Here is a 16174-nt window from a genome sequence, read left to right as displayed (position 1 = left end):
GAATGATTTTCCTGGTATCTATTCACCGGGTTTCTAAAAAAACAAAAAAGCACCCGAAAGTGCCTTTTTTGTTTAAAAAACCAGCAATGATTTAGCTCTTTTTAGCTTTGACCAGGCCAGCATTGATGTCCAGAACGTCCTGCTCGTTCAGGGTACCCACTGCCTGGCGCAGTTGAAGCACGCTCAGGATGTAGTCATAACGGGCATCTGACAGGTTACGGTTGGCATCGTAAAGGCGGCGGGTTGCATCCAGTACGTCAACGATAGTACGGGTTCCCACATCGTAACCGGCTTCAGTCGCTTCCAATGCTGACTGGGCAGAAACAACGGTCTGCTGGTAAGCCCGGAGAGCACCGATGTTGGCATTGATATTGTTGTAGAACGCCCGGACGTCTTTCACCGTGCTGCGGTAAGTCTGCTCCAGAGCCTCGGAGGACTCGACATAGGCAAACTGGGCCGCTTTGGTTTGGGCTGTTACACCGCCACCAGAATAAATAGGCACTTCCAGGTTAATGCCTGCGGTGAATTCACCAAAGTTGTCTTGTACTCCTGGTGGAGTACCGTGTTCATAGTTTGTATCGTTCAAGCCGTAGCCTGCTGTAAACATAAGGCTTGGCAGGTGACCGGTTTCAGCCAGGGAAATCTGTTCTTTGGCACCGTCACGGCCAATGCGTGCTGCCAGCAGGTTCAGGTTCTGCTCTTCAGCTGTTTTAACCAGCTCCTGGACTGATTTGTCTGGGCGGCTGGTAGAGAAACGCTTGGTATCCAGCTCGCTCAGGTCCTTGTTTGCCTGGCCGGTAATTTCACGCAGTGCTTCGTAGCTGTTGGTAACGCTGTTTTCTGCCAGGATTTCGTTGGCCAATACGGAGTCAAACTGTGCTTGTGCATCATGCACGTCAGTAATGGCGGTCAGGCCCACTTCGAAACGCTGCTTGGTCTGCTCAAGCTGGCGGCCAACAGCCGCTTTCTCAGCACGGACAAACTCCAAGTTGTCTGCAGCGCGGAGCACGTTGAAATATGACTGGGCAACACGGAGAATCAGTCCCTGCTGGGTAGCCGCATACACAGCGTCTACCTGGCGGTAGTTGATTTCGGCGATATCGCGGTTAATCCAGCTTGATTGTTCGAAAAGCTGCTGGCTCAGGTTGATGGAGCCGTTCAGGGTATTGGTATCACGGCTGTCGATATCGCTGTTGCGAGAGATGTTATAACCGGCTTTGAGGCTGATTTGTGGCAACAGGGCCGCACGGTTAGCATCAATGGATTCGAACGCCGCATTCTTGCGTGCTTCGGCCTGCAGCAATTGGGGATCATTTTGCTTGGCCTGCTGATAGATTTGCGCAAGGTCATCAGCAACAGCCCATGAGCTGAAGCTACCCAGCGCGATGCTGACAGCGAAAGGAAGCAATTTCTTCATACTCTTATCCCTAATTCTATAAGGTCTTAAATTCTGGCAGATAGTCTATCGTAAGCGTGCCAAGTTGGAATCGATTTTACATGAATTTACTCATTTTTTGACCGATTCAGACCAATTGTCTCCAATGAGATTAACTATTCTTATAATCTTTATCTAGGAAGTTGAGATATCTCATTGCTTAGCAGAGGCGTGAGTGGTAATTATTCCGCTTCTCACGCTCGGCGACCGGAGGCAAGGTTTGGCATCAGGAGTATATTCACCCACGTTCACCCGTGACGATGCGGAAGTAACCGCTGTAGAGACTGTCTATGACGGTTATTTCAAGATGCATAAGTATGCTTTTCGTCACCGCCTGTTTTCCGGTGGCTGGAGTGAAGTGATAGAACGCGAGCTGTTTGAGCGTGGCCATGCCGTTGCCGTATTGCCATATGATCCGGTATCAGACCGGGTTGTGATGGTGGAGCAAATCCGGGTTGGTGCCATGGTTGCCGGCCAGTCGAGCTGGCAGTTGGAAATTGTTGCCGGGGTGATTGATAAAGGGCAGACGTCTGAGCAGGTGGCTTACCGCGAAGCAGAGGAAGAAGCCGGTTTGCAGGTTGAGTCCCTCCAGAAAATCACCCGCTATATGTCCAGCTCCGGTGGGTGTTCCGAATCCCTGGATGTTTACCTTGGCATTGTGGATGCAGGGAAAGCAGAGGGGATTCACGGTTTGCCTGAGGAGGGAGAGGACATCCTGGTGCATGTGCTGTCCCGTGAGGAGGCTTACAAGCTGGTGGAGAATGGCACCATTGAAAATGCAGCGTCTATTATTGCAATCCAGTGGCTGCAGCTTCACCATCAGCGGCTGCGTGAAAATGCTAAGGTAATATCCGGCAGTTAATATTGCCGGGTAAAACATTATTCAAGAAAGGAGTGTAACTGTTGAACCATCGCTACCATGTCGACTTTCCGGCGCTGATGCGAATGTATGAGACCAATTATGCTAAGTTGGTCAGGCTTTTGCCGCACGGGGATGATGTGGGAGATACTCGCAGTTACGATATCCACGGAAGTTGCTACGACATAGAAATAGAAGAATCGACCCGTTACACCACTTTAGTCACCATTCGCCTTAAAGGCTCGTTACCTGAGTATCTGCGCCCGTCTATGACGGTGCGGCTCTACCATGATGCCAGGGTTGCAGAAGTGTGTAGCAGTCAGCAGATTTCGGCGCTCAAGGCGCGCTATGATTATCCGAATCCTCGCATGCTGGTCAGGGATGAAAAACATCAGGTTAACCAGTTTCTTTCCGACTGGTTGGCTCATTGCATACGAAGCGGAATCGTGAAGGATTCCATGTACTAAGACGAAGTAAGACAGGGCCAGATTAACTTGCAGGTTTGCTACTTGGACAAAAAGAAACACGAAAGCATTACTCTGTTGCAGCTTACCGATACCCATCTCTATGCCGACCCGGCGGGTAATCTCCTCGGTGTTAACACACTGGACAGTTTCCATGCGGTACTGGAAGCAGTAGATGATGCCAACATCGCCTTTGATGCGATTGTTGCGACCGGCGACATCTCTCAGGATCACTCTGACGTTTCCTACCAGCGCTTTGCAGATGGCATTACCCGCTGGACACAACCTTGTTACTGGTTGCCAGGGAACCATGACTACCAACCTGAGATGGAAAGCATCCTGAATGCGGCGCAATTGCACCGGGGCAACATAGTGAACCTGGGGGAGTATTGGCAAATGGTTATGCTCGACAGCCAGGTACCGGGTGTCCCGCACGGTGAGCTTTCAGACAGCCAATTTGAAATGCTTGAGAATGCGCTCTCCAATGCCGGCGAAAAGCATATACTGGTTCTTCTTCACCACCACCCCATTGCTGCCGGCAGTGCTTGGTTGGATCAGCACCAACTGCACAACAATGAGCGGTTTTGGGAGATTGTCAGTGCCTATCCTCATGTAAAAGGTGTGGTGTGTGGACATATCCACCAGGCTCTGGATTATGAATACCAGGGAGTGCGGGTTATGGCATCGCCGTCAACTTGCATCCAGTTTATGCCTGACTCCGACAACTTCGCCCTGGATCTGCAAAACCCGGGCTGGCGTACCCTTACCCTGAATGCCGATGGTTCGATGGACTCAGGTGTCTTCCGCATTGAGGGTGTTATCTTTAGCCCTGACTTACAGTCCGGCGGTTACTGACATGTTGTCCTGCATCCTTTATATCCACGGTTTCAACAGCTCCCCAAAATCGGTAAAGGCGGCGCTGGTCCGTGATTACTGCCTGGAAAGCCGCCCGGAGCTCAGGGTCGAGGTACCGCAGCTCTTCAGTGAACCGCAAAAGGCTATTTCACAGCTTTGCGAATTGGTAGAGAGCCTGTTGCGTGACGGATATAATATCGGCCTTGCCGGAAGCTCGCTGGGCGGCTACTACGCTACATTCCTTGCAGAAAAATATCACCTGAAGGCGGCACTTGTTAATCCTGCCGTCAAGCCTTATGAGCTGCTCCTGGACTACCTCGGCAGGCAGGAAAACCCGTATACCGGAGAGGTTTACGAGGTCACAGAGGAACACATTGACCAACTCAAGGCGGTAGATGTTTCCGCGCCGGGTACACCCGAACATTTCTGGCTGTTACAGCAAGAGGGGGATGAGGTGTTAGACTATCGTCAGGCAGTCGCCAAATATGCCGGTTGCAGGCAAACAGTTGAACCGGACGGTGACCACAGTTTTGTCGGTTTTGAGAGATATTGTGCCGAAATAGTGCAGTTTCTCTCACCAGCTGCATAAGCATTAAATTGTTCAATAAAGAATTTCATGTGAAGCCTCTGGCTTCACTTTTCGTTTTCCTGAAGCCTTTGGAATTTATTTTTAGTAAATCCCGCCTGAGCTTGATCTGACCCTGAGGAATCAGGGCGCATCCCTTGACAAGCCGAGGCAGCTTCTTAACCATGTGACAAAATTCACTCAGTCAAAGCGCTATGACACAGACCTATAACGCAGGATCCATTGAGGTACTGAACGGACTTGAGCCCGTCCGGAGACGCCCCGGTATGTATACCGACACCACGCGTCCGAACCATTTGGGGCAAGAGGTTATCGATAACAGTGTCGATGAGGCACTGGCTGGCCATGCCAGCAAGGTTGATGTGATTCTCCACGATGACCAGTCACTGGAAGTTATTGATGACGGCCGCGGTATGCCGGTCGATATCCACCCTGAAGAAGGGGTGTCCGGTGTCGAATTGATCCTTTGTAAACTGCACGCAGGTGGTAAGTTCTCCAACAAGAACTACCAGTTCTCAGGTGGTTTGCACGGGGTAGGTATCTCTGTGGTGAACGCCCTGTCCTCCCGCGTGGAAGTGTCAGTTAAGCGTGACGGCAATATTTACGATATCGCATTCGAACACGGTGACAAGGTTCAGGAGCTGACCGTAACAGGTACCTGTGGCCGCCGTGCCCGCGGTACCCGAGTCCGTTTCTGGCCGGATGCCTCCTACTTTGATACCCCTAAGTTTTCTGTCACCCGCCTTAAGAGCATCCTTAAAGCGAAAGCGGTTCTGTGTCCGGGGCTGGAAATCAATTTCACCGACCACAACACCGGCGAAAAGGTCACCTGGCATTACCAGGACGGCCTGAAAGACTATTTGGCTGAAGGTGTGAAGGGCTTTGAAGTCCTCCCGGCTGAACCGTTTGTCGGTGTGTTTTCCGGTGCGACTGAAGCGGCTGACTGGGCGGTTATCTGGTTGCCGGAAGGCGGAGACCTGATCGGCGAAAGCTACGTCAACCTTATCCCTACCCCGCAGGGTGGTACCCATGTGAACGGTATGCGCCAGGGGCTTTTGGATGCGATGCGGGAATTCTGTGAATACCGCAACCTGCTGCCCCGTGGCGTGAAGCTGACTGCAGATGATATCTGGGAACGCTGTGCCTACGTGTTGTCGGTGAAAATGCAGGATCCGCAGTTTGCCGGCCAGACCAAGGAACGCCTTTCTTCACGCCAGTGTGCGGCCTTCGTATCCGGCGTGGTGAAAGATGCCTTCAGCCTGTGGCTGAACGAGCGCCCACAGATTGCCGAACAACTGGCGGAAGTCTGTATTGCCAACGCTCACCGGCGTATGCGTGCAGCCAAGAAAGTCGTGCGCAAGAAGATCACCAGTGGCCCGGCATTGCCTGGCAAGCTGACTGACTGCTCCCAGCAGGATCTGGCCCGTACCGAGCTCTTCCTTGTGGAGGGTGACTCAGCGGGTGGCAGTGCCAAGCAGGCACGCGACCGTGAATTCCAGGCCATTATGCCGCTGCGCGGTAAGATCCTGAACACTTGGGAAGTGTCAGCGGATCAGGTGCTGGGCTCCCAGGAAGTCCACGATATTTCCGTTGCCCTGGGTATCGACCCGGACAGCGATGACCTCTCCGGCCTGCGCTACGGCAAGGTGTGTATCCTCGCCGATGCGGACTCTGACGGCCTGCACATTGCAACGCTGCTTTGCGCCCTGTTTGTGAAGCACTTCAGCGCGCTGGTCACTGCCGGTCACGTATACGTCGCCATGCCTCCACTGTACCGTATCGACTGCGGTAAAGAGGTGTTCTATGCACTGGATGATGAAGAAAAAGCCGGTGTCCTTGAGCGCCTGAGTAACAAGCGTGCCAAGATTGACGTCCAGCGATTCAAGGGTCTGGGTGAGATGAACCCGATGCAGCTTCGCGAGACCACCATGGATCCGAATACCCGCCGACTGGTACAGCTGACCATTGATGATCAGAGTGAAACTGACAAGATGATGGATATGCTGCTGGGTAAGAAACGTGCCGAAGACCGCCGCAGCTGGCTGCAGGAAAAAGGCGACATGGCTGAGCTGGAAGTTTAAGCGAGATTACGGGATAAACGATGACCGACATAATTTACGATGGCGTAGAACAGATGCCATTGCGGCGCTTCACCGAAGACGCCTACCTGAACTATTCCATGTACGTCATCATGGACCGGGCACTGCCCTTCATAGGTGACGGTTTAAAACCGGTACAGCGCCGTATTATCTACGCGATGTCTGAACTCGGCCTGAGCGCGACGGCCAAGTACAAAAAATCTGCCCGTACTGTGGGTGACGTGCTGGGTAAATACCACCCGCACGGTGACTCCGCGTGTTACGAAGCCATGGTGCTGATGGCACAGCCTTTCTCTTACCGCTACCCGCTGGTAGACGGCCAGGGTAACTGGGGTGCACAGGACGATCCTAAGTCCTTTGCGGCAATGCGTTATACCGAAGCTCGCCTGTCGCGCTTCTCAGAAGTGCTGCTGTCTGAACTGGGGCAGGGTACGTCTGACTGGACCCCGAACTTTGACGGCACCATGAAGGAGCCGAAGTCACTGCCAGCCCGCCTGCCGCATATCCTGCTGAACGGGGTAACCGGTATTGCTGTGGGCATGGCAACCGACATCCCGCCGCATAATGCCCGCGAAGTGGCCAATGCGGCGGTTGCCCTGCTGGAAAACGGCAAGGCTGACCTTGATGAGCTGATGGAGCACGTTAAAGGCCCGGATTACCCGACCGAAGCGGAAATCATCACGCCAAAGACTGAGCTCAAGAAGATCTACAAAGGTGGCCGTGGCAGCATCAAGATGCGTGCGCTTTGGCACAAGGAGAACGGTGACATTGTTATCACCGCGCTTCCTCACCAGGTATCCGGCGGTAAGGTGCTGGAGCAGATTGCAGCGCAAATGCGCGCCAAGAAGCTGCCGATGGTGGAAGACCTGCGTGATGAATCTGACCACGAGAACCCAACCCGTATCGTGATCGTACCGCGCTCTAACCGCGTAGACTCAGACCAGTTGATGAACCACCTGTTCGCCTCAACTGAGCTGGAGCGCAGCTACCGAGTCAACCTGAACATGATTGGCCTGGATGGCCGCCCGGCAGTAAAAGGCCTGGTGGAAATCCTGTCTGAGTGGCTGGTGTACCGCCGCGAAACCGTGCGCCGCCGTCTGCAGTACCGCCTGGATAAAGTGCTGGCCCGCCTGCACATCCTGGAAGGTTTGCTGGTTGCTTACCTCAACATTGATGAAATTATCGAGATCATCCGTACCGAGGAAGATCCGAAAGCAGAATTGATGAACCGCTTTGGCCTCAGTGAAAAGCAGGCTGAAGCCATCCTTGAAATCAAGCTGCGCCAGTTGGCCAAGCTGGAAGAGATCAAGATCCGTGGTGAGCAGGATGAACTGAGCAAAGAGCGCGACAAGCTTGAGCAACTGCTGGGCTCTGAGCGCCGGATGAGCACCCTGCTGAAGAAAGAGATCCTGGCTGACGCCGAGAAATACGGCGATGACCGTCGCTCCCCTCTGGTTGAGCGAGCAGAAGCCAAAGCACTGACCGAACGTGAACTGGTACCAAGTGAATCCATCACTGTCGTGCTGTCTGACAAAGGCTGGGTGCGCCATGCCAAGGGCCATGAAGTCGACCCGGGCACACTGAGTTACAAGGCCGGTGACCAGTACCTGGCCCATGCCCGTGGACGCAGCAACCAACCGGCTGTGTTTATCGGTACCGATGGCCGTAGCTATGCGCTGGAATCCCACACCCTGCCGTCAGCGCGCAGCCAGGGTGAGCCGGTCACCGGACGCCTGAACATTGCGGCAGGCACCCATGTGCGCCAGTTGCTGATGGCAGAAAATGACCAGCGTATGCTGCTGGCATCTGATGCCGGATATGGTTTTGTGTGCCAGTTTGAGGATTTGGTGTCCAAGAACCGTAATGGTAAGGCACTGTTGTCGCTGCCGGAAAATGCTGAGGTGATGCCACCGCAGCGTATTGGCAATGTGGATGAAGATGAGATCATGGCCATCAGCAATGAAGGCCGGATGTTGCTCTTCCCGCTCAAAGATCTTCCGCAGCTTGGTAAAGGTAAGGGTAACAAGATCATCAATATCCCGGCAGCCCGCTCCAAGGCTCGGGAAGAGATGCTTTCACACCTTGTGGTGTTGCCGCCAAATGCGACGGTTACCCTTCATGCGGGCAAGCGTAAGATGACCCTCAAACCGAGTGACCTGGATAACTTCCGTGGTGAGCGAGGCCGGAGGGGTAGTATGCTGCCACGAGGCCTGCAACGGGTAACAAATATCGAGATTGAGTTACCGCCTGCTATCAAGGAAGAAGAATAATCTACCCTTCACAACAAACCCTCTTCGGAGGGTTTGTTTTTGCATGTTGCGTAAAAATATCTTAGGAAAACCTCCTTGATTAAAACCTCAACAATTCTTGCTGAAACCCCCTGCATCTTGAGGTTGTTGCGTATATACTAGCGCACAGTTGTAAGCTTAGGAGTGTGCCATGATGTTCATCCCGCGACTGCTGGCAGTCTTGGTTTTCGCAGTCGCTATCTTTGTGTTTGGTTGCGGATATTGTTTGTTGAGTCCGCGAAACCCGAAACACGTGTACACCTTTGGACGCCTGTTCGGAAAACTGCACAAACTGTTCGGTATCAAGCTGGATCTCCGCCTGCCGGAAAATGCGCATGATTTCGGCCCTTGTGTGTTTATTGCCAACCACCAGAGCAACTGGGATCTCGTGACCATTGCCAATGCCGTGACTCCGGGCGCTGTAACTGTTGGTAAAAAAAGCCTTAAGTGGTTGCCAATATTCGGACAGCTCTATTGGCTGACAGGCAACATCATGATTGACCGTAACAACCGCAGCCGAGCGATTGGTACTATCGGCCAGGTGATCGACAAGATCAAAGAAGACAAAGTCTCCGTCTGGCTGTTCCCGGAAGGCACACGCTCACGCGGACGTGGCCTGCTGCCGTTCAAGACCGGAGCATTCCATGCTGCAGTAGGAGCCGGTGTGCCTATCGTACCTATCGTATGCAGCAGCACCGCCGGTCTTAAAGCCGGTAAATGGGACAATGGGCATGTCATCGTTGAAATGCTTGAGCCTATTTCTACCGAAGGTTTTGGAAAGGAAGGCGTGCGTGAACTGTCCAAAAAGTGCCATGACCTGATGCAGGACAAACTGGCTGAGCTGGACGAAGAGGTTGCCCGGCTTAACGGAGCGCAGAAGCAACCAGCCTAAGGGATTAGACGCAAAGAATTAAAGAGAAGGACATACCACGTATGTCCTTCTTCGTTTGTTCCAATACCCATTTATACCGACCAATACCGTCTGGTTGGTATATCTTTAAGGTACTGATAGAAAAGCCTTCACTCGCTGAAGTGCTGAATGTTTGGGGGAGTTTATGATGTTGAACCAAACGGGAAACCAGGTTGTCCTGGTCGATGAGCATGGAAAGCAAGTTGGGGTGGCAGAAAAGCTGGCTGCCCATGAAGCGGGTCAGTTACACCTGGCCTTTTCTGTCATGATTTACCGCGAAACGGAGCAAGGTGCAGAATACCTGCTTCAGAAGCGTGCGATGGATAAATATCACAGTGGCGGCTTGTGGACCAATACCTGTTGTTCCCATCCGGGTGTGAACGAAACCATTGAGTCCGCAGCCAAACGCCGCCTGTACGAAGAGCTGGGGATAGATGCGCCGTTGCCGTTGGCTTTGGGTGAGCGTTTTATCTACCGGGCTGAACTGGACAATCAGTTGGTTGAGCACGAACTGGACCAGATTGTTCTTTGCCGTGTGGATGAGGTGAGTGTTTACCCAAATCCGGAAGAAGTGATGGATTACCGCTGGTGGCGAAGTGAAGATATCGCCCGAGCCCGCATGGAAGATCCGGCACAATTTACAGCTTGGTTTGGTGATGTGATGGATCGTATCAACCCATCTTTGGCCTGAACCGGCCCCGAACTGAAAACGGCGCCCAAAGGCGCCGTTAGTCTGTCAGCTTTCCCGATTACTTACGAACCGCAATAGCTTCAATCTCAATACCTACATCTTTTGGCAGGCGAGCCACTTCAACGCATGAGCGCGCAGGGTAGTTTGCTACGCCGTGCTCATCGAAAAAGTTGCCATATACTTCATTAACGGTACCGAAGTCGTTCAGATCCTTCACAAATACAGTCATCTTCACGATGTCGCCAACAGTCAGGCCAGAAGCTTCAACCACGGCTTTTACGTTATCCAGAGACTGGCGTGCCTGAGTGGCGATGTCTGCTGCTACTTCACCGGTTTGCGGGTTAACCGGGATCTGTCCGGAAGTCATAACCATGCTTCCCAGGTCAACACCCTGTACATATGGACCGATAGCGGCTGGTGCATTTTCAGTATGCAGTACTTTAGTCATTGGCTGCCTCAGTAATCTTCTTATATTCAAATAAATGCAAAACAAACTCGCCAAATCACGAGCTTGCTGATTATCAGGGTACTTAGTCTGCATCGCTGCCGGGCAGACGTCAAAGGCTTAACGCACCTGTTTACAAGAATCGGCGCAATATCAAAGTTGGGGGACGTGGTTGACTATTTCCTAGTCAGGAAGGCCCCGGAATTAGCCGGGGCCGGGGAGGGGTTAGCGGCGCTCTTTCATGATGTCGCGGGCAAAGACTTTCTCGCAGTATTTGCACTTGAGCTGGATTTCATCGCCTTTGGTGATAACCCGGAAACTGGTGTCTACCGCTGGCTCTACATGGGTAATACAGTTGGTATTGGCGCAACTGAATACCCCGGTAATGTTTTCCGGCAGCGTCAGTGGAAGTTTGGCGACGACTTCATAGTCTTCAATCTTGTTGACCGTCGCATTGGGGGCGTAAAGCGCCAGTTGTTGCGCCTGCTCCGCGCTGAAGAAAACATTTTCTATCTTAATCAGATCCTTGTGCCCGATTGCCGAGGATGGCAGGTTGAGGCCAATAGTTACGCGCTCACTTGTCTTGTGGAGGTTAAACAGGCGGATTACCTTGAAACCGATATTGGCCGGGATATGGTCGATCACGGTGCCGTTTTTAATCGCCTCAACCTGCATCTTGTATTCTTTGGTCATGCTTGTTTCCTCAGATTGTTTCGTTCAGCACCAATGCCAGCAGAGCCTGGCGGGCGTAAATTCCGTTTTCTGCTTGCTGGAAGTAGTAAGCGTACGGCGTTTTGTCGACATCCACGGTGATTTCGTCAACGCGTGGCAGCGGGTGAAGTACCTTGAGGTTCTCCTTGGCGCCTTCAAGCGTTTTTGTATCCAGCACATAGGCTGATTTAATGTGTGCGTACTCTGATTCGTCGAAACGCTCTTTCTGGACACGGGTCATGTAAAGGATGTCCAGCTCTGGTACAACTTCCTCAATGCTCTTGTGAATGCTGTATTCGATACCCGCAGCGTCGAGCTCTTCAAGGATATAATCTGGCATGGCCAGTACATCCGGAGCGATAAAATAGAAGCGGTTGTTGTTGAATTTGGCCAGAGCCTGGGTCAGTGAGTGCACAGTACGGCCATATTTCAGGTCACCGACCATCGCGATGCTGACGTTGTCCAGGCGTCCCTGGGTTTCATAGATACTGAACAGATCGAGCAGAGTCTGGGTCGGGTGCTGGTTGGCACCGTCGCCGCCATTGATAATCGGCACGCCGTTGGAAAACTCGGTTGCCAGGCGGGCTGCCCCTTCTCGGGGATGGCGCATAAAAAATGCATCTACGTAGGAAGAAATCACGCGCACGGAGTCTGCCAGGGTTTCACCTTTCTTTCCTGAAGACGTGTTCCCTGCATCCGGGAAGCCAATCACGCTGCCGCCCAGACGCTGCACAGCAGTCTCAAAAGAGAGGCGGGTGCGGGTGGATGCCTCGAAGAAGCAGCTGGCCACGACCTTGTGTTGCAACAGGGTTGGACGTGGGGTTGCCTTGATGCTGCCTGCCGTTTCCACAATCAGTTCGAGCTCATCTCGGGACAGTTCCGGAATCGAAATGATGTGCTTTTTGTACAGCGTATTCGCCATGACTCTCTTCCCTTTGTACGTTGAACCTAATCCGGTTCAGTTTGCGAAACCCAAAAAAAAGCCTCCCATTCAGGAGGCTTTTTTTAACGGTAATACGGGGAGAACAAAAACAGAAACCCCTGCCACTGCGTGGTGAAATGCGGTGCATTTTTTCAGGTTTCTAACAGGCATTCTTTTTGTTCTCCAGACAAATTGCGGGGGATTATACCGGGATTTGGCGCTGGCGCAAGCGTTTGCCTTTCAGGGCTACGTATATTTATGGCAATTTGCGGTGACAGGCCGGGTTTTGTCTGATTGTTGTTATTTTCTTTATATTTTATAGTGTTACAAAAACGCAGCCGCTGTGGCTGCGTCTTTTTGGGGGGATGCTCAGCTGCCGAGGGTGGCAACCATCACTGCCTTGATGGTATGCATGCGGTTTTCTGCTTCATCGAAGACAATCGAATATTCAGACTCAAACACGTCTTCAGTCACCTCCAGCCCTTTAAGGCCGTATTGCTCTGCAACCTGTTTGCCCATAGTCGTTTCGTCATTATGGAAAGCCGGGAGGCAATGCATAAATTTTACCGCTGGGTTATTGGTTGCTTTTACAACATCCATATTGATTTGGTATGGCAGCAGCAGTTTCACCCGCTCTTCCCAGGCTTCCTGGGCTTCACCCATGGAGACCCATACGTCGGTGTACAGGAAATCACAGCCCTTAACACCTTCGTTGACGTCTTCAGTCAGGGTAATGGTTGCCCCGGTTTTTGCAGCAATTTGCTGACATGTCTCCACCAGTCCGGCCTCTGGCCAGAATGCTTTCGGGGCAACAAGACGGATATCCAAACCCATTTTTGCTGCACCGACCATCAGCGAGTTACCCATGTTGTTGCGAGCGTCACCGAGGTAGGCAAAGCTGATTTCATTGAGCTTTTTGCCCTGGCCGTGTTCGATCATGGTCAGGAAATCTGCCAGGATCTGGGTTGGGTGGAATTCGTCAGTCAGGCCGTTCCACACCGGGACGCCAGCGTAGGCTCCCAGCTCTTCAACGATCTCCTGTCCAAAGCCTCGGTATTGGATACCGTCATACATACGTCCCAATACCCGAGCGGTATCTTTCATTGATTCCTTGTGACCGATTTGCGATCCGGAAGGGCCAATGTAGGAAACCTGTGCGCCTTGATCGAAAGCAGCTACCTCAAAAGCACATCGTGTGCGGGTGGATGATTTTTCGAAGATAAGGGCAATGTTCTTACCCTTCAGGCGAGGCTGCTCGTATCCACCGTACTTTGCTTTTTTCAGTTCGGCGGACAACTCCAGCATGTGTTGAATTTCACGAGGGGTGAAATCCAGCAATTTCAGAAAATTACGGTTGCGGAGATTGAATGCCATGGAAGCCGTCCTTGTGTTTGCCTTTCCATTTTGAGTGAAAACTTATGCTTTCAACTCTATCCTATATGAATAATTATTTGCTTATAATGGGATAATATTCTCATTGAGTTTAACTTGCAAGGAAAGTGTTGCGAGTTCGGGGAGAATTGGTTGCGGCGGGTTAAAAAGATTCAGCATCCGGTGGTGTGCGGGAGATGGCCTGTGAGATAAAAAGCCGGGAAATCCCGGCTTTCCATATAGCAGTGTTATTAAATGCCTTCTCGCTCCAGCGGACAGCTCATGCAGCGTGCTCCACCGCGTCCCCGGCCCAGTTGGTCACCAGGGATGGGGAGAACAGTGATGCCGGCTTTATCATATTTTTCGTTGGTATAGGTGTTACCTTCATAGCCGATAACGACTCCAGGTTTTACCGTCAGCACATTGTTGGCGTCGTTCCATTGCTCCCGCTCCGCTTCAAAACTGTCACCACCAGTGGTGATGATACGCAGTGCCCCAATCCCCAGCGCTTTTTCAATGGCGGACAGGAAGTAGTCCTGCTCCTTAACCCGGAGGCCGCCTTTGCCGTCCGGGGTGAGGCTCCAGCACTGAAGGTCGCGGCTCATCACTGCCGGGTAAATAGAGAAGGTATCGATGTCCATGTGGGTCATCACAGTGTCGAGGTGCATGCAGGAACGATGCTTTGGCAAGTTAATGGCGATGACCTCGGTTGCCTGCCCGTGTTCAAACAGGCGGCGTGCAAGCAGCTCGACACCCTGTGGTGTGGTACGCTCAGACATACCAACCAGCACCGCACCATGGCCGATAACCAGAACGTCTCCGCCTTCGATCATTACGTTGTCATAGTCTTCGCCGTCATCACCCAGGTAGGAGATGAAGTTTTCCGAAGCAAATTCCGGGTGCCAGTGGTAAATCGCATGGAGGTGGTTGGTTTCTCGCTTGCGGGCTGGCTTTGCCATCGGGTTCAGGGAGACTCCGCCATAAACCCAGCAGGAGGTATCCCGGGTAAACAGGTGGTTTGGCAGTGGCTCAATAATAAAATCCGTACGCTGGCTGATTGCCGGGAGCATTGATGAAGACGGGACGTGGAAGTCGATATAACTTAGCCCGCCAAGCAGGATATCTGCCAGCTCTTGGTTAGAAAGGGTGGCAAGATGCCCCCGGACATCCTCCGCAAACTGGTAGCCGAGACGGTACTCGCTGATCTGGGTATCCAGCAGCCACTTCTTGGCTTCGGGCTCGGTAAGGGTTTCTTCCAGCAAATTATGCAGCAGGTAGACCTCAACCCCTTGGTTGCGAAGGGTATCAGCAAAAGTATCGTGCTCTTTGCCTGCGCGTTCTACGGCGAGGACATCGTCAAACAGCAGCTCGTGGCAGTTTGATGGAGTGAGATGGTTCAGCGCCCTTTCCGGCCGGTGCAGCATGACACGTTTCAATTGGCCGACTTCTGACCCCACATAAAACTGGCTCATGTTGATCTCTCTCTTGTGTTTTGTTCTGACTAAACTCAAGTGAAGGAGGGTGATAACCACTGGTGTATGTTTCGATAACAACCCTTTTTGTCTTCACAATTTGTCCGTATGAAGTTGTGAAGGATTTTGCAGTCAGATTGCAGGAATTGCGTGTTTATTGCATAAATAAGCCTGAATAAGCTGTAAATCCATTTAAATATTCAAATGAGTCGAATTTCCGGTTAGCCAAGTTAGCTGTATGGCCTGATTTCTGTGGCCTGGAGATTCTGCGCTGCAATTTCGCTGAAGTATGCAAAACGAGCGTTTGGTAATTCATTTCCCTGATTACCCGCCAGATTGCCAGTGAAAAATTATGCATTTACCACTTTATTTAACATTCTGTTGACTCATTGGCAATAATGGCAATCTTCTCTGCTAAGGTCAATTTTAGTTCTGTGTCCTACTGTCAGGATGGTAAAAATGCGGAATACGTGCCATAGTTCGCTCCGATATCATTCAGGCTGGAGAGAGTGCGATGTCTGCCGAACTCATTGAAGAACAGAAACAAGAAACCCGTGAAATTATTGCTTCATTGCTGGAAGACGGCAGTGAGCCAGACGCGCTGTACACCATTGAACACCACCTCGCTGGCGAAAACTTTGAAGCACTGGAAGCGGTAGCGGTTCAGGCATTCAAACTAGGCTATGAAATCTTTGAGGCGGAAGAAGCTGAGCTTGAAGACGGTACCAAGGTATTTTGCTGTGATGCCATCATGGAAAGTGCCCTGGATGCTGACCGCATCGATGCCCAGGTAGCCCAGTTGGTTGAACTTGCTGACAAGCACGGCCTTTACTATGACGGCTGGGGCACCTACTTCGAGTCAGGTGAAGATGATGAGGAAGAAGAAGGCGACGAAGAGTAATCTGTCGGCTGATTTTTTCTGAGAACAATAACCGCTGGGATGAACTCCCGGCGGTTTTTTTATATTCGCAGATGGTGACTTGGGTAGAACAATATGGCAGGCCAATCTGGTCACTGCATTATCAAGGCGGAATTACTGAGAATCAGGCCGGAATTCTGATTTTGT

The 16174-nt window shown here is 51.9% G+C and carries 15 protein-coding genes; 9 read left to right on the top strand and 6 right to left on the bottom strand.

Going from position 1 to position 16174, the window contains the following annotated elements:
- Positions 1-91: 91 nt before the first annotated feature.
- Entirely contained in the window at positions 92-1417 is a 1326-nt protein-coding gene (tolC, locus tag NF212_RS14875; RefSeq protein ID WP_434356953.1) for an outer membrane channel protein TolC, read from the bottom strand.
- A 238-nt stretch (positions 1418-1655) separates the two neighbouring features.
- Here tolC and nudF point away from each other — a divergent pair, with 238 nt between their 5' ends.
- The 8 genes from nudF to idi all read left to right on the top strand — a co-directional run bounded on the left by nudF (position 1656) and on the right by idi (position 10187).
- Complete coding sequence (gene nudF, locus NF212_RS14870; RefSeq protein ID WP_434356951.1) at positions 1656-2297, top strand: ADP-ribose diphosphatase; 642 nt, start codon at positions 1656-1658, stop codon at positions 2295-2297.
- A gap of 38 nt (positions 2298-2335) precedes the next feature.
- Positions 2336-2761 carry a DUF1249 family protein gene (locus NF212_RS14865; protein ID WP_434360892.1) on the top strand — a complete coding sequence of 142 codons (426 nt, stop codon included), beginning with the start codon at positions 2336-2338 and terminating at the stop codon, positions 2759-2761.
- A gap of 27 nt (positions 2762-2788) precedes the next feature.
- Positions 2789-3613, top strand: coding sequence for a 3',5'-cyclic-AMP phosphodiesterase (gene cpdA / locus NF212_RS14860; RefSeq protein WP_434356949.1), 825 nt, complete (start codon positions 2789-2791; stop codon positions 3611-3613).
- Position 3614: 1 nt separating this feature from the next.
- On the top strand, positions 3615-4202 hold the full coding sequence (gene yqiA, locus NF212_RS14855) for an esterase YqiA (RefSeq protein WP_434356947.1): 588 nt from the start codon (positions 3615-3617) through the stop codon (positions 4200-4202).
- A gap of 191 nt (positions 4203-4393) precedes the next feature.
- Positions 4394-6280, top strand: a complete 1887-nt coding sequence (gene parE, locus NF212_RS14850) for a DNA topoisomerase IV subunit B (protein ID WP_434356945.1) — start codon at positions 4394-4396, stop codon at positions 6278-6280.
- A gap of 20 nt (positions 6281-6300) precedes the next feature.
- Positions 6301-8568 carry a DNA topoisomerase IV subunit A gene (gene parC, locus NF212_RS14845; RefSeq protein ID WP_434356943.1) on the top strand — a complete coding sequence of 756 codons (2268 nt, stop codon included), beginning with the start codon at positions 6301-6303 and terminating at the stop codon, positions 8566-8568.
- A gap of 169 nt (positions 8569-8737) precedes the next feature.
- Entirely contained in the window at positions 8738-9478 is a 741-nt protein-coding gene (locus NF212_RS14840) for a 1-acylglycerol-3-phosphate O-acyltransferase (protein WP_434356941.1), read from the top strand.
- Between the two features lie 163 nt (positions 9479-9641).
- Entirely contained in the window at positions 9642-10187 is a 546-nt protein-coding gene (idi, locus tag NF212_RS14835; RefSeq protein WP_434356939.1) for an isopentenyl-diphosphate Delta-isomerase, read from the top strand.
- A gap of 58 nt (positions 10188-10245) precedes the next feature.
- Here idi and NF212_RS14830 read toward each other — a convergent pair whose 3' ends face one another.
- From NF212_RS14830 to arcA, 5 genes are all read right to left on the bottom strand, one after another.
- On the bottom strand, positions 10246-10635 hold the full coding sequence (locus NF212_RS14830) for a Rid family detoxifying hydrolase (protein WP_434356937.1): 390 nt from the start codon (positions 10633-10635) through the stop codon (positions 10246-10248).
- A 222-nt stretch (positions 10636-10857) separates the two neighbouring features.
- Positions 10858-11325, bottom strand: a complete 468-nt coding sequence (gene pyrI / locus NF212_RS14825) for an aspartate carbamoyltransferase regulatory subunit (RefSeq protein WP_434356935.1) — start codon at positions 11323-11325, stop codon at positions 10858-10860.
- Between the two features lie 10 nt (positions 11326-11335).
- Positions 11336-12265, bottom strand: a complete 930-nt coding sequence (gene pyrB, locus NF212_RS14820) for an aspartate carbamoyltransferase (RefSeq protein WP_434356933.1) — start codon at positions 12263-12265, stop codon at positions 11336-11338.
- Positions 12266-12634: 369 nt separating this feature from the next.
- Entirely contained in the window at positions 12635-13639 is a 1005-nt protein-coding gene (locus NF212_RS14815; RefSeq protein ID WP_434356931.1) for an ornithine carbamoyltransferase, read from the bottom strand.
- A gap of 248 nt (positions 13640-13887) precedes the next feature.
- A complete protein-coding gene (gene arcA / locus NF212_RS14810; RefSeq protein ID WP_434356929.1) occupies positions 13888-15108 on the bottom strand; it encodes an arginine deiminase in 1221 nt (406 codons plus the stop codon).
- A gap of 514 nt (positions 15109-15622) precedes the next feature.
- Between arcA and rraB the strand changes: the two genes are divergently transcribed.
- Positions 15623-16009 (top strand): ribonuclease E inhibitor RraB, encoded by a 387-nt coding sequence (gene rraB / locus NF212_RS14805; RefSeq protein ID WP_434356927.1) that lies wholly within the window; start codon positions 15623-15625, stop codon positions 16007-16009.
- Positions 16010-16174: the final 165 nt, after the last annotated feature.

Source organism: Parasalinivibrio latis, from assembly GCF_036825535.1.
In the GTDB taxonomy this organism is placed as follows: domain Bacteria; phylum Pseudomonadota; class Gammaproteobacteria; order Enterobacterales; family Vibrionaceae; genus Parasalinivibrio; species Parasalinivibrio latis.
This window is presented reverse-complemented; position numbering and strand designations above follow the sequence as displayed.